Source organism: Shewanella sp. GD04112, assembly GCF_029835735.1.
In the GTDB taxonomy this organism is placed as follows: domain Bacteria; phylum Pseudomonadota; class Gammaproteobacteria; order Enterobacterales; family Shewanellaceae; genus Shewanella.
The window spans coordinates 3,180,828-3,207,402 of sequence record NZ_JAOEAL010000001.1; the positions used below are offsets into that span (position 1 = coordinate 3,180,828).

22 protein-coding genes are annotated in these 26,575 nt (G+C 50.0%); 2 read left to right on the forward strand and 20 right to left on the reverse strand.

The genetic code is table 11. The annotated features are described in order from the left end of the window. Positions 1 to 47: 47 nt before the first annotated feature. Genes nagA through agaR form a run of 6 tightly spaced genes read right to left on the reverse strand, consistent with a single transcriptional unit; the run spans position 48 to position 6,797 of the window. A complete protein-coding gene (nagA, locus tag N7386_RS14150; protein WP_279769212.1) occupies positions 48 to 1,232 on the reverse strand; it encodes an N-acetylglucosamine-6-phosphate deacetylase in 1,185 nt (394 codons plus the stop codon). Then, positions 1,222 to 2,148 (reverse strand): N-acetylgalactosamine kinase AgaK, encoded by a 927-nt coding sequence (gene agaK / locus N7386_RS14155; RefSeq protein ID WP_279769214.1) that lies wholly within the window; start codon positions 2,146 to 2,148, stop codon positions 1,222 to 1,224. The genes nagA and agaK overlap by 11 nt, the downstream gene beginning before the upstream one ends. A 20-nt stretch (positions 2,149 to 2,168) precedes the next feature. Further along, positions 2,169 to 3,329, reverse strand: coding sequence for a D-galactosamine-6-phosphate deaminase AgaS (gene agaS / locus N7386_RS14160; protein ID WP_279769216.1), 1,161 nt, complete (start codon positions 3,327 to 3,329; stop codon positions 2,169 to 2,171). 7 nt (positions 3,330 to 3,336) lie between these two features. After that, entirely contained in the window at positions 3,337 to 4,623 is a 1,287-nt protein-coding gene (locus N7386_RS14165; protein WP_279769218.1) for a class II D-tagatose-bisphosphate aldolase, non-catalytic subunit, read from the reverse strand. Between the two features lie 5 nt (positions 4,624 to 4,628). After that, positions 4,629 to 5,999, reverse strand: coding sequence for a Gfo/Idh/MocA family oxidoreductase (locus N7386_RS14170; protein WP_086902528.1), 1,371 nt, complete (start codon positions 5,997 to 5,999; stop codon positions 4,629 to 4,631). Positions 6,000 to 6,011: 12 nt separating this feature from the next. After that, positions 6,012 to 6,797 carry a transcriptional repressor AgaR gene (gene agaR, locus N7386_RS14175; protein ID WP_011623288.1) on the reverse strand — a complete coding sequence of 262 codons (786 nt, stop codon included), beginning with the start codon at positions 6,795 to 6,797 and terminating at the stop codon, positions 6,012 to 6,014. Between the two features lie 334 nt (positions 6,798 to 7,131). Between agaR and N7386_RS14180 the strand changes: the two genes are divergently transcribed. Continuing rightward, the gene (locus N7386_RS14180) at positions 7,132 to 9,987 is read left to right on the forward strand and encodes a TonB-dependent receptor (protein ID WP_248967201.1); all 2,856 of its coding nucleotides are present in this window, start codon (positions 7,132 to 7,134) and stop codon (positions 9,985 to 9,987) included. 44 nt (positions 9,988 to 10,031) lie between these two features. Here the strand turns inward: N7386_RS14180 and N7386_RS14185 are convergent, their stop codons facing one another. The 12 genes from N7386_RS14185 to N7386_RS14240 all read right to left on the reverse strand — a co-directional run bounded on the left by N7386_RS14185 (position 10,032) and on the right by N7386_RS14240 (position 23,468). Continuing rightward, positions 10,032 to 10,730, reverse strand: coding sequence for a YafY family protein (locus N7386_RS14185; protein WP_011623290.1), 699 nt, complete (start codon positions 10,728 to 10,730; stop codon positions 10,032 to 10,034). Positions 10,731 to 10,840: 110 nt separating this feature from the next. Further along, the gene (locus N7386_RS14190; RefSeq protein WP_279769225.1) at positions 10,841 to 11,290 is read right to left on the reverse strand and encodes a GyrI-like domain-containing protein; all 450 of its coding nucleotides are present in this window, start codon (positions 11,288 to 11,290) and stop codon (positions 10,841 to 10,843) included. A 186-nt stretch (positions 11,291 to 11,476) separates the two neighbouring features. Beyond that, positions 11,477 to 11,860: a VOC family protein gene (locus N7386_RS14195; RefSeq protein WP_279769228.1), complete on the reverse strand. Its 384-nt coding sequence runs from the start codon at positions 11,858 to 11,860 to the stop codon at positions 11,477 to 11,479. A gap of 153 nt (positions 11,861 to 12,013) precedes the next feature. Beyond that, positions 12,014 to 13,735 carry a phospho-sugar mutase gene (locus N7386_RS14200; protein WP_279769230.1) on the reverse strand — a complete coding sequence of 574 codons (1,722 nt, stop codon included), beginning with the start codon at positions 13,733 to 13,735 and terminating at the stop codon, positions 12,014 to 12,016. Positions 13,736 to 14,008: 273 nt separating this feature from the next. Then, positions 14,009 to 14,314 (reverse strand): hypothetical protein, encoded by a 306-nt coding sequence (locus N7386_RS14205; RefSeq protein WP_011717591.1) that lies wholly within the window; start codon positions 14,312 to 14,314, stop codon positions 14,009 to 14,011. Positions 14,315 to 14,756: 442 nt separating this feature from the next. Beyond that, positions 14,757 to 15,734, reverse strand: a complete 978-nt coding sequence (locus tag N7386_RS14210) for a TerC family protein (protein ID WP_011717593.1) — start codon at positions 15,732 to 15,734, stop codon at positions 14,757 to 14,759. 473 nt (positions 15,735 to 16,207) lie between these two features. Continuing rightward, on the reverse strand, positions 16,208 to 16,447 hold the full coding sequence (locus N7386_RS14215) for a DUF3624 domain-containing protein (RefSeq protein ID WP_088585781.1): 240 nt from the start codon (positions 16,445 to 16,447) through the stop codon (positions 16,208 to 16,210). Positions 16,448 to 16,507: 60 nt separating this feature from the next. Beyond that, a complete protein-coding gene (oleD, locus tag N7386_RS14220) occupies positions 16,508 to 17,683 on the reverse strand; it encodes a 2-alkyl-3-oxoalkanoate reductase (RefSeq protein ID WP_279769234.1) in 1,176 nt (391 codons plus the stop codon). 140 nt (positions 17,684 to 17,823) lie between these two features. Then, positions 17,824 to 19,650, reverse strand: a complete 1,827-nt coding sequence (gene oleC / locus N7386_RS14225) for an olefin beta-lactone synthetase (RefSeq protein ID WP_279769236.1) — start codon at positions 19,648 to 19,650, stop codon at positions 17,824 to 17,826. After that, positions 19,650 to 20,612 carry an alpha/beta fold hydrolase gene (locus N7386_RS14230; RefSeq protein ID WP_279769238.1) on the reverse strand — a complete coding sequence of 321 codons (963 nt, stop codon included), beginning with the start codon at positions 20,610 to 20,612 and terminating at the stop codon, positions 19,650 to 19,652. Before N7386_RS14230 ends, oleC begins: the two co-directional genes overlap by 1 nt. 169 nt (positions 20,613 to 20,781) lie before the next feature. After that, positions 20,782 to 21,831 (reverse strand): 3-oxoacyl-ACP synthase III, encoded by a 1,050-nt coding sequence (locus N7386_RS14235; RefSeq protein WP_011717598.1) that lies wholly within the window; start codon positions 21,829 to 21,831, stop codon positions 20,782 to 20,784. 254 nt (positions 21,832 to 22,085) lie between these two features. Then, positions 22,086 to 23,468 (reverse strand): methyltransferase, encoded by a 1,383-nt coding sequence (locus N7386_RS14240; protein WP_279769240.1) that lies wholly within the window; start codon positions 23,466 to 23,468, stop codon positions 22,086 to 22,088. Positions 23,469 to 23,815: 347 nt separating this feature from the next. Here N7386_RS14240 and N7386_RS14245 point away from each other — a divergent pair, with 347 nt between their 5' ends. Then, a complete protein-coding gene (locus tag N7386_RS14245; protein WP_011717600.1) occupies positions 23,816 to 24,049 on the forward strand; it encodes a DUF1289 domain-containing protein in 234 nt (77 codons plus the stop codon). A gap of 26 nt (positions 24,050 to 24,075) precedes the next feature. Here the strand turns inward: N7386_RS14245 and N7386_RS14250 are convergent, their stop codons facing one another. Together N7386_RS14250 and N7386_RS14255 are read right to left on the reverse strand one after the other, a co-directional pair. Then, positions 24,076 to 24,438, reverse strand: a complete 363-nt coding sequence (locus N7386_RS14250) for a YajD family HNH nuclease (protein WP_011717601.1) — start codon at positions 24,436 to 24,438, stop codon at positions 24,076 to 24,078. 88 nt (positions 24,439 to 24,526) lie between these two features. After that, positions 24,527 to 26,503, reverse strand: a complete 1,977-nt coding sequence (locus tag N7386_RS14255) for a BCCT family transporter (protein ID WP_279769243.1) — start codon at positions 26,501 to 26,503, stop codon at positions 24,527 to 24,529. Positions 26,504 to 26,575: the final 72 nt, after the last annotated feature.

A 26,575-nucleotide genomic window follows, 5' to 3' on the forward strand; every position in this document is an offset into this window, starting at 1 on the left:
CAAATTAATGCCACTTTAATTATTGTTTTAATTGATATATCGATAACTTACACAAACCGAGCCTGCTCGGCTTGGTACTGCAACTCACCCGCAATCCAGACCGCTAGGACCCTGTGCTCGTCATCGAGCCAGACCCAATCAGCCTGTTTACCTTCGGCTATATCCCCCAATTGTGGCCGCAGAATAAAGTCGGCAGGCGTGCTCGTCGCCATCTGTACTGCGTTACTAAGGCCAAGATGGAGTTCGGTGGCGGCATAACGCACCGCGCTTGCCATATCGAGCACTGAGCCCGCTAAGGAGCCATGCTGATCCCTCAGCGTCATCCCATCACGAACCACTTTGCCATCGAAGAATTGAAATTCCGTTTGCTCGCTCCCTAAGGGCGACATGGCATCGGTGACCAACATCAGATGCTCAGTTCCCTTTGCCCGCCACGCCGCCAGCGCCGAGATGGGATGCACATGTTGACCATCGAGAATAATCCCGCAGTAAGTGTTTTCACTGGCCAATGCCGCGCCCACCATTCCAGGCTCGCGGGAAGTCAGTGCCGACATGCCGTTGTAGAGGTGGGTAAAACCCGATGCGCCAGCCTCAATGGCCTTAAGGACAGTGTCGCCGTCGGCATTCGAATGCCCAAGACTGACAATGGCGCCGGAGGCAACGAGGCGTTTGATTTGTTCTGGTGTGACTGATTCTGGCGCTAGGGTGATCAGCCTAACACCGAGATCTTGCCTTAAGTAAAGCTGCCACTCGCGCTCAGTGATGCTACGCAAGTGCGCGGGAGGGTGGCAACCGCGCTTTGCAACCGACAAATGCGGGCCTTCAAAGTGGATACCGATAATCCCAGGAACTTGGCAAACCATAGCTTCAGCCACCGCATCGGCCGCCGCCTGCATCACCTCAATATCGTCGGTGATCACCGTAGGTAACATGGCCGTAGTGCCAAACTGGCGATGGGCCTGCATCATCAGCCTTAAGGTTTCCAGCGTCGGAGCATGATTGAACATCACGCCTCCGCCACCATTGACTTGAGTGTCGATAAATCCCGCCACCAGCGTGCCAGAGGTCAATCGGTAGCATGGTTTATCCGCTGTCCACTCTGCCGATATTGAGGTTTTAAGGCCGCGAATAATGCCATCCGACACCTCAATAGCACAGTGCTCAGCAAGTTTGCCTTGCGTTAGCACCTTAGCGCCGTCGGCAATCAGCTTAAAATCCGTATTAGGCTTCATAGCTTATCCCCGCATCGAGCCCGTGACCGAGCAAGGCCGCGCCGCGCACGCCACTGGCCGAACCAAAGTCGGCCAATTTAAATTGCGGCAAAGTCACGCCATCAAAAAGATGCGCCTTGGTCGCTTGGGGTAAGGCGGCGAGAATTTCTTCCACCTCGGATAATCCACCGCCCAACACGATAATATCCGGGTCCATCGCCAGCACTAATGAAGCCATTAAGCTTCCGAGAATATCCATATAAGTCTCAAAGGTTTTGATGGCGAGCGGGTCGTTTTGCCGCAGTGCACTCAGCCATGCAAAGGTATCGGCCGTTTGCCCCGCGATATCTTGGTAGAGTCTGCCAAGTCCAGTGCCTGACACATAGGTCTCGGCGCAGCCCTCAAGCCCACAGCCACAGGCATAGAGCGGCAGTTGATGTCGACGGGCAACATAGGCGCTCACGCCTTGATGGCCAAACTCTCCAGCGAGTCGATTTGCACCGAGATACAATTTGCCATCAATACATAAACCACCGCCAGTGCCGGTGCCGAGAATCATCCCCAGTACGCGGGAGTGTCCCCTGCCCACCCCGAGTACCGCTTCGGAGAGGGCAAAACAGCGGCAATCATTACCGATAGCCACGGTTCGATTGAGCAACTTAGCAAGATCATGGGCAACACGGCGTTGATTAAGGCAAGGCACATTACTCGAAATCACAGTCCCGTCGGCTTTCACCACCCCGGGGAGCGCAATCCCAACAGTACCGCGCTCACCACATTGCTGATCCGCCTTTTCGATTTGCTCGGCAAGCGTTGCCATAAAGGCATTGTAATCCTGCCTAGGAGTACTTAAACGCCACTTATCCTGTAGCGCTAATTGAGTATCAAAAATCGCTAACTCAATCTTTGTTCCACCTATATCTAAACCGTAATACATGCCCTTGCCCTTATTTATATTTATTTTACAAAGGGATATACATTGACACCCTGCACAACTCGATTAACTTGCCCCGTAGGACAAGGATTATCCGGCGATACTTTAAGTTGAATCGCTTTATAGATGGCTAGGATTTGACACCACAAAATAAAGGGTAATCCCAACCAGACTTCGTTAAGCCCACTGCAGCCAGTTAACAGTTCTTCGGAGAGCGTCAACACTGATAATGCTTGATTATCTCGCTTAAGCTCTTGAATTAAATCGTTATCATATTGGCGAGTATAGGGGTCCGACGACACCATCACTAGCACTTGCGTATAACTATCGACTAAAGATTTTGGCCCATGGCGAAACCCGAGCGGACTCTCATAGGCACTCACCACTTGCCCTGCGGTGAGTTCAAGGTACTTAAGCGCTGCCTCTTGGGCGATGGCCTTAAGTGGTCCGCCACCGAGGAACACGACCCGCTTGCTAGGCTGCTCCGATTGCAGACGGATTTCAGCTAAGCGCTCAGTTAAGATGTGCTCGGCCATCTCGATGCATTGCGCTAGCGCCTGAGGGTTTGGCGCAAAAATCAACAAGGTTGCCAAGTACATACAGGTAAAGCTGCTGGTCATGGCAAAACTCACGTCGTGGGTTTCATCGGGCAACTTATACAAGTAACAATGGGATTTGTCGGCGCAATAGTTGGCGAGCTTTCCCTGACCATTACAGGTGATCGCCAGATGGTAACAATCATCGACCAATTGCTCCGCCAGTTCGACCGCCGCCATACTCTCGGGGCTGTTTCCCGAGCGGCCGTAGGAAATCAGCAACGTGGGAATATTGCTCCGCAGATACAGCTCTGGGTGACTCACGATATCCGTGGTGCTGATGGCTTCCACTTGTTGGGTTGCCAAAGGTAAATGCTGCTGAATATGGGCCGCGAGCACATCACCTATATAGGCCGACGTCCCTGCCCCAGTGAGGATAATCCTTAACTGCGGCTTTGCCAGAATCGGCGTTAACCAAGCTGCAATTGTGCGATTATCACTGTGCTGCTCACTCACTTTGCGCCACATTTTCGGCTGCTGGCTGATTTCCTTCGCCGTCCAAAAGGCGCCATATTGGGTTAATTGCTCTGCACTCAATAACAGGTTGCTATCTTCATGTTCGAATGGAGAAAGAGGACTGGTTAACATCAAAATATCATCCCTTTAAAGGTGATTGCATCACAGGAAGCTGGCAGGCATTGGCGTAATCGGCCAATACTTCGGTAATTTTATGCAGCACGAGTTCACGGGCCGTGGGCTTAAGTTCCCCCGCCAAGACCGCCGTATATTGGTTCGGTAAATACTGGCTGATCAGCGGCAGAGGAATGCTCTGGGCTAAGTTGCTCAATAGCTGCTCGACCTTGTTTTGCAGACTCGGCCAGTAATAACGCACACGGTCACTAAAGCTAAAGCCAAGTTGCCACTTCAATGCCTCGTTGTCGGCATAAAACCCTTGCCAATACTTAGGGTTATCTCGCATTAACTCAAAACAGCTTTGGCGTAAATCCGAGCATTGCTCGGGCTGGCACAGCACATTTTCGATATGGGACAGGGCAAACAAGGCTTCCCGCAGAGCAAAGGTAAGCTGTGGGCCCACTTTCAAAATCGCGAAATGCTGCTGCACTAAGGCTTGATACCCCATGCTGAGCTGATAATCGGTCGAATGCGCCTCAAACACTAATCTGGGATAACCGCGAATGAACTCACTTTGGGCATGGGTCGCCTCGGGTTCAAACAAATGCACTTGGCTGTTATCAAACTCCACCCCAGGCTGAACGACGACCGCAATCACCTTTTGCCACACCTCCTCACCCAATCCTGCCGCGGTAAAGGCATCGCGGTGGCAATTTAAGGTATGTTCAATGGCGCTGACGGGCGTGACTGCAAGCTCGGCCTCCATCTCACTCACACCGCCGGGCGCAGGCACTTCGGTGCCTATCACATAACAGAGTGCTTGCTCGGGCGCACGGTGGGCTTCAGCCACCGCACAGAGCCGCGCCGCACGCGCCGCGATAAGTTCATCCGCTAAGGGAAGCACATCACCGCCGCAGGCCATACTGGTGTCGAGGTGGATTTTGGTAAATCCCGCCTTAACATATTCGGCGATAAGGTCTTCCGCCAATTGCATCGCCTCTTCGGCGGCTTGCTGGCACCAAACGACGGGGCCTAAGTGGTCGCCGCCAAAGAGTAATTGTGAAGGTTCAAGGCCAAGTTCAATGGCCATTTGAGTAACGAAGTCGATGAAATCCTGTGGTTTCATCCCGGTATAACCGCCAAACTGATTCACTTGGTTGGCTGTCGCCTCGATAAGTAAGGGCGTGCCATTCGCCTTTGCCTGCAATAGCGCCGCCTGTAACACCAAGGGCTGGGCCGAGCAGACGGCAAAAATGCCCGCCTGCTGACCTGCTTTATTGGCGTCAATGATAGTTTGAATCACTGACATAGCGCTTACCCCACAATGCCGAGGGGTTTCGCGGTTTGCCAGACACCACGGGTAAAGTCTGGGAAGTCCTTGGAGTTACCACGGTCACCGACTGAGGCCACCGACAAGGGGAATACCGCCGACCATGCCGCGCCGTCGTACACATCCTGATCCAGTGCCTCGCCATTGCGTAAGCAGTAAATCATCCGCCAGCACATCAAGAAGTCCATGCCACCGTGGCCGCCATTCTCCTCAGCCTCTTTGCCCATACGGGTCCACAGAGGGTGGTCATATTTGGCGTACCATGAATCCATATTTTCATCCCACTCGTGATAACTGCCAGAGCCACCGTTTTCCAGCGCGATACGATTAGGGAAACCTGCAAACACGCCGTTGGTCCCTTGGATCAGGTTATGGCGGCTATAAGGACGAGGCGTGGTCGTGTCATGCTGCACCATGATGCTGCGACCTTTTACCGTCTTAATCAGACTGGTGTTCATATCGCCACAAATGTACTTGAGTTGGTTTCGCTGATGATCCGCTGGAAACTCACGTTTGGCATAGGCGGCGCGGCCTAAGGAAGGAGAGCTCACAGAGGTTAAATAGTCTAAACGGTCGCCGCGGTTGATATTCATATACTGGGCGACAGGGCCTAAACCATGGGTGGGATAGAGATTACCGTTGTATTTAGCATGGTAAGCCGTACGCCAAGAGCCTGTTTTACGGTCGATTTCCTTCATCTGCCAGCGCAGTTCGTGGATGTAGGCGGCTTCACCGTGGAGCAGTTCACCAAACAGGCCTTGGCGTACCATGTTAAGCACCATCAGCTCATCACGGCCGTAACAGACGTTTTCCATCATCATACAGTTACGCTGGGTCAGTTCAGCGGTATCCACCAGATCCCACAGCTCTTCAATCGTGCCCGCCATCGGGACTTCGACGAAGGCATGCTTGCCCGCTAACATGGCTTCTTTCGCCATGGGGTGATGCCAGGCCCATGGTGTGGCAATCACGACGATATCCACATCATCACGGTTTAACAGATCGCGGTACGCATGGTCGCCCTTGCTAAAATAAGCAGGTTTATCACGTCCATATTCGTTAATGGCTTTTTCAGCGCGGGCCAGCACTAAGGTATCGGTATCACAGATGGCGGTAATGCGGGCGCCTTCGATACGGCTGAAATGATGCACAAACCCAATGCCGCGCTCACCCACCCCGATTAACCCCACTCGAACCTCATCCATCTTGGGCACGACCAGCCCCATCACAGATTTACCCGCAGCCTTAGGTGTTGTGCCTGTAGCACGTTCACTGCTGGCACAGGCCGCAAGGGCCGTTGCCGCAGCGGTTACCATAGAAGCCTTTAAAAACGAACGACGATCAAAACCCGACATAGTAATTCCCCGTTATAAATTAGCTTTCTCAATGAGGTGTAATTGCACACCTTGTTTAGTTAATTCATCAACATAGCGCTCTGGGATCCCGGTATCTGTCACTAGGCGCGTAATACGGCGACTGCTGCAAATAACGTGGAATGCTTGTTGATCAAACTTTGATGAGTCAGTCACAACGATAATTTCACTCGCTATCTCACACATCATTCGGTTGAGGCTGGCCTCTTTTTCAAAGTGAGTGGTTAATCCCACCCGCAAATCGAAACCATCCACCCCTAAAATCAACTTGTTAAAGTTGTAATCCCGCAGGCTGTTCTCGGCGATATTGCCGTAGAACGACAGGGATTTTTTACGTAACAGTCCGCCGGTTAACATCACCTCCACTTCGTCAGCCTTAGCCAACTCGGTGGCGATATTCAGGCCATTGGTCATCACGATCAGATCCTTATGCTCCATCAGGTTCGCCGCCACCTGTTGGGTGGTCGTCCCCGAGTCGAGCAATAAGCGATCGCCGTTTTGCACCAAGGCTGCCGCGGCCTTACCTAACTCTTGCTTTAAGGCCGAATGGCAACTGCCCTTCTCCTTCAGTGATAACTCCCGGATCAACTCGCTGTTGACCATAGCGCCGCCCCGGGAGCGCACCAGTAACTGCTTTTGATCCAACATGGCTAAATCGCTACGGATCGTGACTTCAGATACCCCAAAGTGTTCTGCGAGTTCGGCAACAGAGACCTTTCCCTGTAACTGTGTCATTCGCACAATTTCCTGCTGCCTTTCTATCGTGTTCAAAGTACTCACAAGCTTCTCCATTCTTTCGATTAACTATCGATTGAAAGGTAACACGCCAAGAACAACTTTCAAACACTTTCGAAATTACTTTTCACCATCGCAAAAACAAATAACTAAATTAACAATAACTTACGAAGCTTTAGCTCAAGTTTTTACCATAAGTTGATTTTCATCATGCATGAATGTGAAACTTTTTGAAAGTATTTTTACATTTTTTTATTGATCGATTACAGAATTTAACGCTATAAATAAGACTTCGAAAGGTTTGCGCAGTTTCTTTCGCTTTCGAAATTGTATTAAAAGACACGGCAACGACCGTGCATCACACTCATGCGGGGATACTATGAAACTCTTAACCACCAAGCCTGCCGCGATTGCCCTAGCCATCGCAGCGGCTCTGACAGCAACTCACAGCGCTGCCAATGAAATACCAGCAGAGCAACAAACCGAAACGAAAGAGCAAGTTCAAGCGAAGGACACTGCGCAAGCCCAGGATGCCGAAGTCGAACGCATTCAGGTCACAGGGATCAGAAACAGTATTAAGGAAGGGATGTTCCTAAAGCAGAATGCAGTGAGCGTAGTCGACCTTGTGGTCGCCGATGACATTGGTAAATTTCCAGATGAAAACTTAGCCGAGGCGCTTCAACGCATTCCAGGGGTGACCATTACCCGTAACGGCGGCGAAGGACAAAATATTCTGGTTCGCGGCCTTGGCGATGGTTATAACGTCACCACCCTCAATGGCCGTAAATTGGCCTCAGAAAATGCGGGCCGAGACTTTAACTTCGACACCATAGCCTCGGAGCTGGTAAACGTGCTGGCGGTGTATAAGTCACCCGAAGCCAGACTGACCGAAGGTGGCATTGGCGCTATCGTCGATATCCAAACCCGTAAACCGCTGGATTTAGAAGGCCGTACCATTCAAGCCTCCGCCAAGGGGATTTACGAGTCCCGTACCGAGGATATTCATCCCCATGCCTCACTGATCATCGGTGATAAGACGGATGACGATAGTTTTGGTGCGCTGGTCTCGGCGGTATATTCCCGTAAGACACTGCGGGCAGACACCTATTCGGCCGAAGGCTTCTTCGATGAAGATGAAGGCTGGGGCGTCGACAGTGCCGGGGTGCCAGTCGATACCAACAATAACGGCATGATCGACCCAGGTGAGATTTATGCCTCTAAGATCCCAAGCTATATGTATTTTGCGAACGCCCAAGACGTGCGTGAACGCGTAGGTGGCACGCTCGCTCTGCAATGGCGCCCACTGGATAATCTCGACATTAACTTCGACGGTCTCTATTCACGCTACAATACCGATGGCCATAAATACCAAATCGGCTTCGTGAACTACGACGAAGAATGGACGCCGGGCACACCGCTATTTACCGACGCCATATTTGACGATCAGGGCCGAGTGGTGAGCATGAACCAAACGGGTGACAACACTATGGTTGAATTGCTCAACCTCAGTACCCCAAGAAAAACCGATACCTACCAAATGGGCCTTAAGGCCGACTGGTATGTTATGCCCAACTGGTCGATTACCGCCGATGTTGCCTACTCCGCCGCGCAAAATGCCAATAATGGCGATAACCGCTTCGTCGTTGCCCGTGGCTTCGTCGATGGTATCGACATCGATTACACCCGTGGCAATATGCTGCCCGATGTGGTGATCAGCCCAGGTCTGAGCGCCGATCAAAAATACGGCGCCCACTATAGCCGTAACAGTGGCGTCGATGTCGACGATAAAATTACTGACATCAAACTTATCAGCCAATACATTCCCGATGAAGGCATCATCAGCAAGGTCGATTTTGGCGTCAATTATGTCAAGCAAGTGAAGAAGCAGACCGAATTTGCCTCCGCTAACTCCAGCCAATTCAGCCGTGGTGGTTATTATCTTACCCGCGACGGTTATACCTTCGATAACAGCACTGTCTTTACTCAAGGCGAATTTGAACTGTTCCAAATTCCTTCGAGCGTATTTGTGCCCGCCAACTTCGATAACTTCCTCGATGGTGAAAACAGCATCTCCCCAGAGCCATGGCCAAGCTTCGACTACGACAAACTGCTTGAATACTACCGCAGCATTAACCAAGAAGCGGCGGATAAGAGCATTGTCGCTAGCCTCAATAAGGCAGGAAGCTATGAAGTCACAGAAGCTGTGACCTCCGCCTATGTACAGGTGAATATTGAAGAGGAAATTTTCGATCTGCCGTATATGTTGAACTTAGGCCTCAGAGCGAGCCAGACCAAAGTCACCTCCGACGGTTATGCCTACGATTTGGCTAAGGTTGAGTTAGACAGCGCCGGCCAACCCACCAACAATGATTGGAAAAACGTTGTTCAAACCAGTTACGACGATAGCTATACCAATGTGTTACCGAGCATGAACTTTAAGCTCAATCTGCAGGATGATTTACTGCTACGAGTCTCTGCCGCCGAAGTGTTAAGCCGTCCGTCACTCTATGCGCTGCGTGTCTGGGCTGCACCGAGTTTCACGACCCGTGAGAATGGCTTACCGACACTGACACGCGGTAACCCAAGTGTCGCCCCCGAAAAGGCGCGCCAAGGGGATATCTCCCTCGAATGGTATTTCCACGAGAGTAGCTCACTGAGCGGTGCCATTTTTATCAAGGACATTGAATCCTTTATCACCGACGACAAAGGGCCTCAAATGGTTGAGGGGACAGAATATTATGTCACTCAACCCGTATCGGGTAAGTACGGTGCCAAAGTGCAAGGGGTGGAAGCCGCATGGCAACAATCCCTCGACGAATACCTGCCTGAGCCCTTTAATGGTTTAGGTTTCCAGCTGAACTACACCTATGTGGACAGCAGCTATGATGATCCCGAAATCGATGCGAAAGGCTTACCCTTTAAGGGCATGTCGAAAAACTCTTACAACGCCGTCCTTTACTATGAGCAATACGGTCTGCAGGCCAGGGTTGCCTATAACTGGCGCAGTAAGTTCCTGGTCGATCCCGAAGCTTGGGGTGGTCCAGCTTGGATCCAAGACTACGGCCAGCTCGATGCTAGCGCGAGTTATGATATTTTCGAAAATGTATCGATTTTCGCCGAGGCTTCTAACCTGACCAATAACCGCTATTCGGGTTATGTGAAATATGAGGACCAAGTGAATTACCTTGAGCGTTTTGGCACCCAAATCGCCCTCGGGATCCGCGGCAGTTTCTAAAAAATTCATAAGGTAATCACAATAAAGCCACTCTATGAGTGGCTTTATTTTTCAGCTTCACGCTCGCGCATCTGGGCGTCCATCAGGCAAATATAATCCTCTAATTCCTGCCCCGGCGTCGGTTCAAAATGGCGGTTAAGCCTTAATAATCCGGTGATACGATCGACCCGAAAGTTGCGAAAATCTTGGCGTAATTCACACCAGGTCAGCAAGGTCCAAGTGCCGCGCCAAAAATAGATGGCGAGCGGCCGCACTTCGCGCTCGGTCAGCGCTTTATTCACATCTTGATAGAAGAGTTTGACGTACTCACGGCGCTGGGCCGCATTACGCAGCGGATCCAGAAACTGAAACTCATTGGAATCTAAATAAAAATCCGGCGAAAACATCAAGGATTGATAGGCTTGCAAACGCTTAGGGAGTACGGCTTCCACTTTTATCATCGCCTGACGCGCCGCACTGCCAAGCTCTTTGCCGCCCCATGTTTGCACCATACGCATGCCGACTTGAATCGCCTCTAATTCGGCCTCGTTAAACATCAGTGGCGGCACATTCACTTCGTGGCGCAATAGATAGCCCACACCCGCCTCCCCTTCAATGGGAATGCCGCTCAAACATAAATCCTGCACATCGCGGTACACAGTGCGGGTCGAGACTTCTAAACGATCCGCCAGCTCTTGGGCGGTCGTTAATCGTCGATGTTTAAGAATTTGCACTATTTGAAATAGGCGGTCGGCACGGCGCATGGACAGTAATCACACCTCAAATTGGCTTTGCTGCGAAAGTATAGGGATCTTAACCGCTAAAGCTTACCCGCCCAAGCGATACTGTATTGGCAAAGTGTTATGGAATCGGCCTAAACGATCCCGATATAAATCTCGACCTTATCGGCGCTCCGATAGACCTCAAAGTCCGTTTGATAATCACGCTGATGCGGACAATCAGCTGTACTAAAGTAGCGCCAAATCTGTCCCCAAAGATCAACCACACACTGGGGCATTTCTCCTTGTGCACTGAACTTAAGGTAGTTTCCCTCACGCAGGTGCAACGCCGTAAAAGGGCCTGTCTCGCTGACAGACTCAACGCTTTTCCCCACTAAAACCGAATAGTCTCCCGTCATATCCGATTCATAATCGTAGTAGACCCCATACATGGGAGAATCGAGCATCGCCGTGAGTTGTGATGATTCAAAGAATGTCTGCCAAAGCGTTGCAATCTTGCCGCCCTCACCCGCCATTTCGGCGCTATTGTTGGTGCGCGTACTCAGCCCAAGCATAGGTTGAGCCGCCATAAAAACCTGTTCCATTATCCTTTCACCTTCATCACTGAAATTTGCTGTTGCTTGTTTAAGGTCCATCGCAAGACATTCTTACTCGTCGCGCTCTTATCCGCAGAACTGACTGTATCCACTCGAATTAAAGATCGGCGTAAACATCAGTACTAAACACCAGTACCGAGAGCCGTGCCAAGGCACGACTCTGCAGGGTTTACATTACTGATTTTGCGACCAGAGGCCGACCTTATTGCCTTCGCTATCCACGAACAGGGCGATATAACCACAACTACCGTCTTTGATAGGCGTTACAGGCAATAGCATAGTCACATTGGCGGCCACGAGTTTATCCACTAAAGGTTGCAATTGTGCGCTGAAATGCAGGTATACAGTGCTACCTTCCATCGACGGTTTGCTCATGCTGCATTTAACGAGGCCAATGCTGGCGGCGCCTTCCTCCTCTGTTACCAGCGTCGCGTATTGCATGTCTTCCATATCGTCACGTTTAAATTCAACCCCGAAATGTTGTTGATAAAAAGCGATGGCACGATCCATATCACTGACAGGAATTTCACCCCAGACTAACGGTGCAATTGATAACATTTTCACTTTCTCCTTGTTGAAAAATGCCTATGATTCATCATGTTATAAATGTGATTCACCAGCGGACGACAACAAGAATAAAACAAGGCTACTGACAACATCATGTCAGTAGCCTTTGAGTGAAGCTGATTTTATTGAGTGCGCTAAAAGCGCTTATTTAGATAGGCTCGCCTGATGGGCAGAAATAAACGCCTCCATCGCCTGAGTTGCCCGAGCCTGGGCGCTGGCCAAGGTGTCTTGCGCCGTCATAGGCTCGACCACCTCGTAGTAACACTTGATTTTAGGCTCAGTGCCCGACGGCCGTACTATCACCCGTGCGCCATTGGCTAAGCAGTAAGTTAATACATCACTGGCGGGCAGATTGATTTTCTCGACCTTGCCATCGGCAAAACGGCGCTCTAACGCCTTGAGATCATCAGTCGACACCACGGCATGTTCACCAATTGCCAGCGGCGGATGTTCACGCAGATAGGCGCCGATATTAGGCGTGTCGGGTTTTAAGGCAATGCTAACTTGAGCATTGAGATGGAAACCCTGCTCGCGGTATATCTGTTCGAGTCTATCCCAAATGCTTTGCCCTTTGGCGGCAAGCTCGGCGGTTAATTGGGCGAAGGCGACTAGGGCCGACAGGCCGTCCTTATCCCACACCATGTTACCGACGGTGTAACCCAGCGCCTCTTCGTAGGCAAACAGGAATTGATTATCAGGCTGACTCTGCGCAATCCCCACATTCATCAGCCATTTAAAACCGGTGAGCGTGGTATAACTTTCAACGCCAAAGCCTTTGGCGATTTTAGATAACAAACTGGAGGACACAATAGTGGTGCCCACCAGACGTTGCTCCTTACTCGCATGGCTTAACAGATAATGGCCAAAGAGCACGCCCACTTGGTCACCCGTTAACATTTGATACTCGCCATCATCCTTACGTACTGCAACCGCGAATCTGTCGGCATCGGGGTCATTGGCACAAGCTAGCATAGCACCATGCTTTTTCGCTTCGGCGATGACTAAGTCCATCGCACCTTTTTCTTCCGGATTCGGGAAATTAACCGTTGGAAAATCCCCATCGGGTTCGCGCTGCGCCGCCACCGAATACACTTGGGTAAAGCCCGCATCCTTGAGCACGGTTTCAGCCATTTCAGCGCCCACACCGTGCATCGCGGTATAGGCAAGGCTGACTTTTTCAGGCGCGGTGTTATTTTGCAGCACATTGGCGTGCATCACGCCGCGGCGATAAGTTTCGTAATAATCGTCCTGCAACCAGATAAGCTTGCCCTGTTTGGTCGCCTCCACCTGATCCATAAACGGAATTGCTTGGGTAGCCGCCAGCTCAATTTGAGCGGCGATACCTGAGTCATGGGGCGGGATAATCTGCGCGCCGTTTTCCCAATACACTTTGTAGCCATTGTATTGTGGCGGGTTATGGCTGGCGGTCACCACAATACCGGCGGCGGCATTAAAATGCTTAACGCCAAAGGCCACCAGCGGCGTTGGCGCCACTTTGGCGGTGAGGCGCACTTTAATGCCCATCGCGGTGAGCACACTGGCGGTATCATGGGCGAAAGTGCGTGAATCATGGCGGCCATCGTAACCAATCACGACTCCGCGCTCGGCGGCATCTTTAATTTGTACGAGTAAATAGGCACCAAGTCCTGCTGATGTTTGACGGATAACCAAGCGATTCATGCCCATAGGACCTGCGCCCACCACACCGCGTAATCCGGCGGTTCCAAATTCTAAACGTCCCGCAAAACGTGCCTCGAGTTCGGCGTCATTTCCGGCGTCGATTAAGGCTTGCAGTTGTGCCTGAGTGCGGGGATCTGGGTCATTTTCGAGCCAATGCTTAACCTGTAATTGCAAATGGGTATTCATAGGGGGGCCTCAGTGAAAATCATTTTCAATCACCTTAGGAAAATCCATGCCGAAGAACAAGCGAATTTGCACTTTTCACAGCGGATTTAAGTGTAAAGAGGGAGAGTGTAACGAACTTAGTAGACGGGAAGTCACGCAAAGATGCGATTTATTAACCCTGTTAATCCTTATGTAACAGGGGCTGTCGAGCTTGCGCAGCAGCGCGCTGTGGTGCGTCGAAAGCACTCACCACCTCAAGCAAAATTGCACTGATAAATGCCACGAATTGCCGTCTTAACGCAGTAAATTAATCGACACTACGTTAGAGAACAGCTCCTTTTCAGAGTCCTGCTCCAATTGATTGCGCCAAGGTTTATCGAAAACCCGCACAAGATAATAAGTATCGCGCCCAGTGTCTGTCACAAAGGCGATGCCGAAACGCATCAACTCGTAGTGAATATCATGGACAAACACCAATGAAAAATTTTGGCGCCCGGTCAGCTGATTGATATCTTCTCGGGTTAAACTCACGCCCTTTTCAACACCCTCGAAGCGATTCTTTAGCCAATGGGCGAATTCTTTCGCACTCACCATAGACATGATCTTTCTCCTCGTACGACCCTAGGCAATAACGGCCTGGCTCGCTGTCATTTGTTCGATTATTTGTAATGATGGCGTGGCGTAATGCTCAAGATCTTAGAATGAGCCAAACTGTCGCCCCATTCCGGCAGATAATGAGCTAAACCACAAATTTGATGGTGCTAATAATTTATTGTTATTAGTACAAAATTGATGAAAACAGACTCTTCATATTTGGCTCAGTGCACTGTTATGCGAACGATTACTCAGGTAGAAAGGAAGCCCGAACCAAACGTCTGTCTATACGAAAAATAGAACAGTTTGCGCACTTTTACCAAACCGAAAACCGCAAATAGAAATTATTTCATCGGCCGATAACTAGGGCAATTCACAACCCATCTTTGGGATAACCGAATAAAAACTGGCACACTATGGCGCCAGTTTTCGTTAGAAAAACATTATTTTACTTCTGCTCGCGCGTCTTCCACAGGGAGAATAATACCCCCGCCAGCAAGAGGCCGAAGGTGACGCCAAGGGATAAGGCCGTTGGGATCTTAAAGTCCACAATGCCTTCGTGATTAAAGTATACCAGTCCGACTTTCACGCCGATAAATACTAACACCACCGATAGCGCATACTTGAGGTACTCGAAACGATGCACCATGGCCGCGAGGGCGAAATACAATGCCCGCAGACCTAAAATCGCAAAAATATTAGAGGTATAGACGATAAAGGGATCTTGGGTAATCGCAAAAATCGCAGGGATACTGTCCACTGCAAACACCAGATCCGCGGTTTCGACTAAGATCAACGCCAAGAACAGAGGCGTTGCCCACCAGCCTTTGCTGAGTTGATGCTCCTCTCCCCTTACCCAAAACTTCTCTTGATGAAGGCTTGGCGTAAAACGCATTTTGGAGCGTAACCATTTGTAAAACTTATTATCTTGGATATCACCATGCTCATCATCGGAAAAGAGCATCTTAATACCCGTGAAAATCAAGAACAGGCCGAATAACACCAACACGCCTTGGTATTGCGCTACCAGCGCCGCGCCTAAGCCAATCATAATCGCACGTAGCACGATAACGCCCATGATCCCCCAGAATAACACTCGGTGTTGATACAAACGAGGAATGCCTAAGCTACTGAAAATAAGCGCGATAACGAAGACGTTATCCATAGATAAGGATTTTTCGATAAGGTAACCCGTGAGGTATTCCATCCCCGCGGTCGAGCCCTTATACCACCATAACCAAGCGCCGAACAACAGACCCATACAAATGTAAAAGGCCGATAATTTAAGGCTCTCTGCCACGGTAATTTCGTGTTGCTCTTTATGTAGCACACCTAAGTCGAAGGCTAACAATGCCAGCACAAAGCCAAAAAACATTAACCAAACCCATATTGGGTAACCCACAAATAGCGTGGTTAAAAACTCCATAACACTCCCTAAAACCTAAAAAATACCGAGTTTTCTCGGCTCCATCGCCACATTCGATCTTAGTACTTGGCGATACCAAAAACAGTGAAACAGGGTAAAAACCTTAAAATGTCAGATTAAAATTTTTTTAAATCCATACTACGCAGCCAAAACAACTAGTTACGCAAGGCTCTATCATCTGAGTATTTGTTGTACTCTGTTCAAATTTAAACCTAGCCCTAGCCCTCACGGGGTCACGTGAGTAAAATAATCGCGTGAGTTCATCACTACTCACGCTTTAGCAGACACAAATCGATGGTATTTGTCGCTAACGCAGTGAAAAGCGAGGTGTTTCAGCGCACTGTGTAACACTTGAGCATTAAGCGAAAATGAAAAAGTTCGCGGGTAAGAATAGCCGTTTGAAATAGCGAGAATGGTAAGCGTGACCACTCGCCACAAGGAATGAAAAAGTGATTCGATGGGAAGCGAAAAAACTATTCGCGACCGAGCAGACGACGCGTGACTAATACCACAAGATGCAGTAACAACAGGCCAGTAAAAGCTGAGCAGAAAAACAGTAAGGCGATGGAGTTGACCTCACGTGGAGTGTCACTGTAGAGATACCACCACAACGGCCAACCGATAAGCGACAGCAACGTCAATTGCCACATGCAGCGTTTGCAGCGGCCAATCTTTTGCCGAAAAATCGAAGTATTACAATCGTCGCACGCCATTAACGTTTTAATCCATTAGCTTACCGTAACGGCATAAGATATCACCAAGTTTGTCCTGTGCTAAATACCGCACTTGAGCGATGCCTTGAGGCGCTTCATTCCCTCTTCTATCGACACTAAGGCGTGATAGCCAAAGTCCCGTTTTGCCGCGCTGATATCGAAATAATGGCTACAGGAAAGCTGTTTAGCGACAAAGCGCGTCATTATCGGCTCTTCTTGCTTATTCAGCAGTCGATACGCCGCTTCTAACAAGGCGCCCACCACATAGGCCAGGGTCTGTGGCACCCGCGCGGTCACAGGTGGCAGCCCATCACAAGCTAGGATAAGGTTCAACATCTTGGCCATAGTCACAGGCTCATCGTTACTGACAAAATAGGCTTTGCCTTGGCATTTAGGCGAAACTTGGTAAAGCTCAACGGCCGCCAGAATATGGGCATAAGCAGCGTTATCGATATAAATGGTATCGACCAGTTTATCCTCGCGCCCCACCAGCTTAAGTTTACCTAAACGACCGCGGGCAAGCACCCTTGGCACCAGATGCGGATCATTTGGCCCCCAAATCAAATGCGGCCGCAGGGCAACGGTCTTTAGCGCATACGCCGATGCAGTTGAAGAGATTTGATTAGCATCGAGCATCATCTTCTCGGCAATCGCCTTGGAATGGGCATAATAATTTAAAAAGCGGCTGGCGTAGGGCGTCGATTCATCGATACCCGATTCATCCTCGCCGGCAAAGGTCACGCTAGGGGTGCTGGTATAAACTAATTTACTGATTTTAAGCGCTTTACAAGCAGCAATCACATTAGCGGCGCCCTTCACATTAGGGCAAAAATAGCTGTCCCTGTCGCCCCATATACCCGCTTTTGAGGCCACATGGAACACGATATCGCAGCCCTGCATCGCCTGTTTGACTTGCTCAGGATTGGCTAAATCCCCCTGTACCATAGTCACACCAAGGGCTTCAAGCTCAGGATAATGGCCACGGGCAAAACCAGTCACCTTAATCCCAGCCGCGACCAAACGTAGGCAAATGGCCTTACCCAAAAATCCCCCCGCGCCAGTCACAAAGGCATGGTTGACCTTAGCGACCAAGGCATAAAGCGCGACTTGCTCACGCTTATCGAGACTTAGTTTGCTACATGCTTGGTCACCGCCCACTTGGTTTAGGCCTGTTGGTTGCGACGGCGTACATTCTAAGTCCGTAGGGGCGAGAGAAATGGAACAATTATCGGTCATCTTGCTATTCCGAGACACACAGTGTCGTTTACAGTATTAAGTTCAGCGCTTATATGCAATGGAATAATATTTCATCCCTATGCCACTAAAAAGCAACAGAAAATCTAGACGAGTAAGGTTAAAAGTCCCTTAAATGAACATCAGCCTTTGGTTTGCGATTGCGCCCAAACGGCTAATTTTTCTCTAAATATTTTGGCATTGTGCCGCACATCCACAGGGAAATCGGGATGAATGAGAAAACGTCTAATCCCCTGAGTGTGGCTATACTGCTCGGCAATCGCCATCAGCTCTTGATAGAGCTGCGCACTCTTATTGCATACCAAAGATTGGTCAAGCTCGATGCAGATGAGGGGTTCAATCTCACTCGCGCCGCCTTGCCCCTTCACTTTGATCCCCACTAACGCCGAGCGCTTCACATTCGGATGGGTATTAAAAATACGCTCACTCGGAATGGAATAGTACCGTTTAACAAACTGCCCACCTTGGGTGGCATCGACTCTATGGGCTTTGCGGCCACACATCCACAAGCGGCCGCTGTCATCTAAATAGCCAAGGTCGCCCATTCTGTGCCTAAAGGTTTGCTGCTCGCGGTCCCAGATTTTAGCCGCCGTCGTTGCCGTTTCGCGGCGATAATAGGACTGGCTCACCATAGGGCCTGTTACCACTATTTCGCCAATTTCCCCCGCGTTAAGACGCATGCCATTATCCCACTCAGAGATGTTATCCTCAGTGATGGCGATAATCTCGATGCTGACACCATCGATGGCGCGACCGACACAAATCCCACCGCCATTGTCCGTGGTTTGAGTCGTGGTCAATAGCTGATCGCTGGCGATCATGCTGATGGGTAAGGATTCGGTAGCGCCGTAGGAATTGAGTACAGGCACGCCATCACTGAGCATTTTGCTAAAACGGGCAATCGAGGCAATGGTCGCGGGCGCCCCAGCGGATATCACGCGTTTCACACTGCTGAATTTGTGCTGCTTTTTCGATTCGGTTTGTTCACCGGCGCGGCCTAAACGCTCAAGTAAAGCCGGATTAACAAAAATATTGCTGCATTGGTATTTATCAATGGCGGCAAATAAAAATTCAGGATTGGCCGTAATCGGTTTGCTGGCATCCATCTCAGGCACAATCGATGCCATACCGAGCGCTGGACCAAAGAGGGAAAATAGCGGGAATGTCGCCAAATCACGCTCGCCATGCGCAATGCCATAATCCTGCTTTAACGCCTGAATTTGCGCCTCAAACATGCCATGACTATAGACAACGCCTTTCGGCGTCCCCGTGCTGCCGCTGGTAAACAGAATCGCCGCCATCTCGTCATACCTAAGCAGCGCCATCGGATACTCGCCCTGTTCCGACAACTTTGCCGCAGATGACTTCGATGTAGACAACTTAGCTGTTGATAAGAGCATCGTCGCTAAACTTGGCGCGCCCGTGAGTAAGCGCGATAGCGTGCCAACAAGCCCGCTGGGATTGCCATCCACATTGATAAGATGCTGCACGCTGCCCTTACCCCAGCCTAATAAGCGTCTGGCGATATGGGCTTTAGGAATACCGATAAAGGCATCGGGCGCAGCTTCAATAAAACATTGCTTAAGGTTTTTAATCCCCATGCCCGGGTCAACTAGCACGGGAATAATCCCCGCCTTGAACAAGGCGAAAGTTAACGCAAAAAAATCCAGACTCGGGGTAACCATCAGCACCGCCTTCATCCCCCGCGTCAGCCCATGGGCATTGAGCGCGAAGGCGATGACATCGCTTTGTTTATCGAGGCTAATAAAGTCGAGTTCTTGGTAAGTCAGATTGGCAAGGGATTTACCCTTGCCCTGTTGCACCGCAACCGCGAGATGATGGGGAATGTGATGGGCGGCCTGCTTTAAATGCCGACAAATATTGGCATCGCTTGCTTGCTCGGCGGCAGATATCCCATGGCCGAGCTGCGCATCCTCCACCCTAGCCATTAATGTGCGGCCTGTGGCGCTTGAGTCTCTGCCTCAGGCTCTGTGACCTGCACAGTTTCAACAGGCTGCACTTCTGGCTCAGGCGTTTGCGCCTCAGCCATAAAGTGTTTGATATGGGTAATCACCTCATCGCTCGCATCTTCGAGGATATAGTGACCACAATCAGCAAATTCATGCACCTGTGCATGGGGCATATGTTCGCGCCATTTGGCTAAAAAGTGCTTATCGAACACAAAGTCCTGTAATCCCCAGCAAATCAGTGTCGGCACCTTGGCAAACTTTGGCAGACTAGCGGCAATATCCGACACCAGTTGATAGTTTCTGTCACCCGGTTTTAGCGGAATATCCTGTACAAAACGCAGAGTCGAAATGCGATTTGCCCATGAGTTAAACGGCGCGACGTAGGCCTCACGGATGTACTTGGACATCGGCTGACGCTTCACCCCAACGTAGGAGGCAATCGATGAAAACGCATTAAAACCACGGACTAATACGGTGCCGAGTAGCGTATTGCGGCAGATCCACAGCGCCAGCGGTAAAGGCTTAGTTTCGGGTAAATGGAAGGCGCCAGTATTTAAAATCACCAGACGTTTAATTCGCTCAGGGTAACGCGCCGCGTAGCCCATGCCTATCATGCCGCCCCAGTCGTGGACGACTAAGGTAATGTTTTCGTTTACCTTTAGGCTATCGAGCAGCGCCTCTAAATCATCAATACGATTCTTAAGGGTGTAATCGTAACCGCTGTCATCCGGCTTATCCGACAGGCCACAACCAATATGGTCTGGCACGATACACTGGTGCGTATCCTTAAGGGCACTCACGAGATTACGGTAATAGAAACTCCAACTTGGATTACCGTGCACCATGACCACAGGTTCACCTTGGCCTTCATTGATGTAATGCAGCTTGTTGCCATTACGGCTAAGAAAATGACGTTTAAACGGCAACAGAGTGTCTAACATGACGCTTCCTATCTTTTGTTCTAATTGTTTTTGTATTGGTAGCCTGTGCGGGCAAATTCGCCTTTACCTATGCTCAGTGCTAATGCTCATCGCTAAACCAATAAGCATAAAAATGCCCTAGCAAAACTTGCTCTAAGCGTCGGCTAAGGCAGATAACAATCTTGGAAAACTACCACTTAATACCCAGCATCATGCAGTTCAAACCACTGCCAATGCCTAAAAAGCTCACCTGATCCCCTGGGCGTAAAAAGCCTTGATCGTGTGCCATGGCCGCCGTGACGGGTAAAGAGACTGTGCCCATATTGCCAAGCAGTTGATATGTTGGGAATTCTTTTTCAGGCGGAATATTTAACGCACTCAAGACCTGTTTACGGTTTGAGGCGCCGACCTGATGACAGATCACTTTATCGACCTGCTCGACCAACCAATTTCGCTGAGCAAGGAAATGCTCCCACGTGTGTTTTGCCAGCTCGACCCCTTCTTTGAGCAAGGTCACCGCATCGGTACGCATAAACTCACGGTAAATATTGTGCCCTACTTCCTGCAAGCCCCACTGACACAGTTGGTGATGCTGCGGCGCAGATAAATGGGAGGCGCCAAGCAGCTGATGCTTACGCACATTAGTCAGCGGTAAACTGCCATCGGTGAGGATCACCGCCACCGCGCCAGAGCCGCCGGTTAAGGTCGCCAGCGACTGAGCAAAATTCTGCATGGTCGGGTCGGCCAGCATATTATCAATGGTCACATCGACAATATCCCGCGCCGATTCGCAGGACACCACCATGCCCGCCTTAATTTGGCCAAGCTCAATGCGGTTGGCAATGTCTAAAATGCCCGATAACACCCCAAGACAGGCGTTGCTAATATCGTAAATCGCCGTGTCCTTCGACACACCTAAGGCCGCCGCAATCCGGCAGGCGGTGGCGGGTTCGTGCTGATCACGGCACACGCCGGTGTACACCACTGCGCCCAGTTCGGCGACTTCTATTCCCGTTTCTGCTATCGCCTTGTGCGCCGCTTTAATCGCTCCATCGGATAATTGATGCCCTTTAGGCCACCAACGGCGTTCGGTAATGCCCGTCAACGCCGCAAGTTGCCCCATAGGAATGCGAAATTTTTGATATAGAGGCGCGAGGCGAGATTCTAGCTCGCTACTGGAAACCACCACAGGTGCCAGTTCATAGGCAAGGCTATTAATAAATACGCGGGAATATTTCATGAAACTGTTTTATTCGCTCACTAAGATCACTGATCTTTTAGGTCAGTTTTTAGTTGTTATTTGTCATTAAGGCGACATTTGAACAAGAAAAGCCCGATGATTCAATAAAAAACCATCTTTCGTCTTAGACTTGTCTCACAGAGCTTATAAGCCCTTGTGCAGATCATGCCGCCTGTCCGTTAATTCAAAATGAACTAATAAAGAAATACTTCATAAAAAACAGGCAAGTATGGCCTCATTATTCAGATTATTTTTCAATCGCTCGATTTTTGCGCCAAAATCAGCGCATTTCGAGGCGTCACGCTAGTTGCACAAAATTCCCTCAGGCTTACCCGATAGCCACTTTCCTGCAAAAAACAGCAGCGATCGAGAATTAACCACAGTTCCAGCGCACGACGGAATAAATGCGCAGCCAAATCGATGCGCCGGGTTAACCTTTGTCGCTGTTTGCCTATCTCAAGCCAAGCGTCAAAATCACAATCTGCGGCTAAGGTAACCGCCTTTTGCGCCGCCGCCCAGTGGCAAAACTCGGTAAACTCACCGCTCAGTTGGCTTTGCTTTATTGCGGGCAAGGGTAAATAAGCATCTATACCACGGCTGCTTCGCTGCAGCGCATCAAACCCCAGCCGCCAAGCAATTTCCTGATGTCGCAGCGCCTGTTGTTTCGGATTTGCTATCACGCTCTGTTGTAAAGGCAATTGCAAGTCATGGCGACTTAAACGCAGTGCGCTGTGTTTGGCGAGTGTCGATAGGCCTTGATATTGATTAGCTTGAATTAAATGGTAGCAACAAGGTGAAATTGCCAGTGCCTGAGTGCCCGCCGCTGCGGCCAATTGCAGTAAACGCACATGCAAATCGCCACAGGCATGCAGCGCCACCGCCTGTTGCTGGGCGCAAAAAGGATTGGTCTGATCAGCGGTATTTTCGTGAGCATTATCGTTGATAGTGAAGGCATCGGCGCAGATAAAGCGCTGTGATAAGTGCCATTTATCGGCAAAAGCTTGGCCCTCTTCACAGAGCATCGCCTGCCATTCGAGGCTTAACACATCTACACCACGTGCCTTGGCAATCAAACGGCCCAAGTGCCCTTTGCCCGCACACCACTCGAGCACGGGGAATCCCGCATCGGGCAAATGCTGCACAAAAGCGGTAATTTGCTCCCACTTACGGCCTTTTATATGGGCACTAAAGTGAGCCAGCTCAGTAAGATCAATACGAGGTGAAGTAGCCGTTTCAATATCGTCAGAGCCAATATCTGAGCCACTATCTGAACCTATATCTGAGTCAATATCAGAACCAAGCGAAAGTTCGGCAAAGGAGGATATGAGTAAAGATAAATCCCAGTCTAAGCCTAACGCGGCAAGATCCTGCTGGAGTGCGGGCGATAAGGCATCGACTAACGCCGATTGCTCGGCATCCAAAGTATCGAGCGCAGCATCATCAAGCACCCAAAGGGTGGTTGCGAGCCTTGGAAATTGCGCCTCCCAAGGCAATGATTTTGCCTCAAAGGCGCGCACTTGCCAGAGGGCACGACTCTGCTCAAGCAGCTTATCCAATTGGATAAAATGCGCCTTGAGTGTGTTCTGACTGTCACAATCGCAGTTGCCGAGCGTATGATTATCGCGCTTAATTGCCATGCTAAATTTGCTTTACTCTAATGTGTTCCATTTGACTATTTTATTGGGCTTAGCCGCCAAACCTTAGGTTCGTCGAACTTTCACTACCGTGATGTTGTAAACGATGCTGTTTTGTTTAAAAGCATTATTCTGAAAACAGCGCCGTCATTAAGCCTTTACGAATATTAAGGTGCATTTTACTTAATATCACTGCCCAAATGGCGGCCAAAGCTGCTAGTATCGCCACAATTTTTGTCAGCCTGTTTTACTCGCCGGCAAGCATGGGAGATACGCCTTAACGCAGTAACATTTAACGTAGCGGTCTCCCCCATTAAACGCGATAACGAAAACGAGTTAAGAGGAAAACTATGCTCTCCCCCTGCGTCGCCCGCTGCGGCTTAAATGATGAAGATTATTGCATGGGCTGTTTTCGCCATATCGATGAGATTGTTGCTTGGCGCGACGCCAGCGATGCAGAGCACGCCGCGATTATCGCGCAACTCCCCGCCCGCAAAGCCCATTTCGAAGGCGACGAAAATCAACAGGTGCTAAGCCGCGCCAAATGGCTGGAAGCCGAGGCACGACTTGCGAAAAAAGCCTGAAAATTTCAGGCTTTTTACTTTTATCACTACTTTTTCATCATCGCCTTTAAATCCGCAAAGGGATTATAGGTCGCGGCAGCTTGCTTGGTTTCGGTAGTGCTACCGTAGCGAATAAGTTCTTCAAAGCGTGAATGCTCATTATCGTGGCAATACAGGCACAATAATTCCCAATTCGAGCCGTCGGATGGGTTGTTATCGTGGTTGTGATCTCTATGGTGAACCGTCAACTCGCTTAAGTTTTTTGAGGTAAATTCGCGGGTACAGCGGCCACAGATCCAAGGATACAATTTGAGCGCCTGCTCGCGGTAACCGCCCTCACGTTTGGCACGGTATTCGCGCTCTTGGGCTAAGACTTGATCTAACTTACTCTGGCCTGGATTTGCTGACATGCTCACACCTAACTGATGACCCCTAAAAAAGTGCCCCAAGGATAATCCGAGTTATTCCTTGGGGCAATATTTCTAACAAGCAAAGCGTTTAGGCGACATGTCCTTGGTCGGCATTGGACAAGTGCAAATAATGCAGGTATTTCTCGTATTGGGTGACCACGTCCGCCAATAGCTGCTCTTCGGTATAGCCCATCACGTCATAGTGCTGGCCGCCCTGCTCTAAGTACACTTCGGCGCGATAATACCAATTGTTGCCCTGCTCTAACTCTTCACCGACTGGATTGACGATTTCAAAGCAGCGCATCCGCACACCGTATACGAAGGGTTGATAGGCTTCGTTGCTGATCACCAATCGCACTTTGCCATCGAGATACTCAAGATCCGCCGTTAAGCCCTTACTCATAAATTGCTGACACACCTTAGATAACGCCGGTGTCGCGACATTATTGAGGAAGACACGCGCCTCATCTTCGGTAGGATGCGACACTAAGACTTCGATGCGCTCCTCCCAACTGATATTAGTCTTAGCATATTGCACACTGGTGGTATGGAGCTGCACGCTGTTGATTTTCAGCCAATCGTCCTTCAGCGCCTTATACAGCCCTAAACACATCAGCAACATTACACATAGAAATGGCATCGCACTGGCAATAGCGGCGGTTTGGAGTGCCTGTAAACCGCCCGCGATGAGCAGCACCGAGGCCACCACGCCCTGCAGCAATGCCCAAAACACCCGTTGCCAAACGGGCGCATTGTTATCGCCCCCCGAGGTCAGGTTGTCGATTACTAAGGATCCCGAGTCAGATGAGGTCACAAAAAAGGTCACCACTAAACAAATCCCAATGCCCGATAACAGATGCGGGAACGGCATATGTTCAAAAAACACAAACAGAGCCACAGGCACATTAGTATTCACCGCTTCGCTCAGGTAGGTCGCGCCTTGGTTCATAATGGCGTCGATGGCCGAGTTACCAAATACCGTCATCCACAAAAAGGTCAGCGCCGAAGGCACAAATAAAATACCGACTAAAAACTCACGTATAGTGCGGCCGCGACTCACCCGCGCAATAAAGGTGCCGACAAAAGGTGACCAGGAGATCCACCAGCCCCAGTAGAGTAGTGTCCAACCACCTAGCCAGTCTTCCTTATGCTGATAGGCATATAGATTAAAGGTTTTATTAACGATATCACTCAGATAACTACCGGTATTTTGCACAAAGGCCTGCAGCAACATCACGGTTGGGCCAAGGATTAACACAATCAGCAGCAGAATAAGGGCCAAGCCTAAGTTAAGCTCACTTAAGCGCTTCACCCCTTTATCGAGCCCCGAAAATACCGACAGAGTAGCGAGTAAGGTAATGCCAATAATCAGCGATACTTGCACCGTGGTGTTATTAGGCAATTGCTCGAATAAATAGCTTAGGCCCGAGTTAACCTGCAATACCCCAAACCCTAGGGAGGTCGCGACCCCAAACATAGTCCCCAATACCGCAAAGGTGTCGACGCAGTGGCCAATCGGGCCGTGGATACGCTCACCGATTAAGGGATAGAGGGCGCTGCGGGGTAACAGTGGCAGCTTATGCCGATAGGCAAAATAGGCCAAACTCAGGGCAACCACCCCGTAAATCGCCCACGCATGTATGCCCCAATGGAAGAAAGTAATCTTCATCGCTTCTTTGGCGGCGGCCAAACTCTCAGGCGTTGCATCGGGCGGCGCCAAGTAATGCATCACGGGTTCGGCAACGCCGAAGAACATCAGTCCAATCCCCATCCCCGCTGAAAACAGCATGGCAATCCAGCTCTTATAGCTATAGTCGGGCACGGAATGGTCTGGACCGAGCTTAATATCGCCAAAGCGACTGACCATGACAAAGATGATAAAAATCAGAAAAATCGCCACGCCAAGGATATATAACCAGCCCGCTTTGACTTCTAGCCACGACTGCATGGATTTGAAAAAGTGATTGGCCTCGGTAGGCCAAATGGCGCAGATCATCACCATTAAGGTGATAAAAAAGACCGACGAATAAAAAACCGGTGGATTAATACTCGACTTGATAGACATAAAACTCCCTTGTTCTAGCCAGTTCCCTATTAAAATCCCTTCGATTTTGAAGAGATAGCTCAATAATAGATA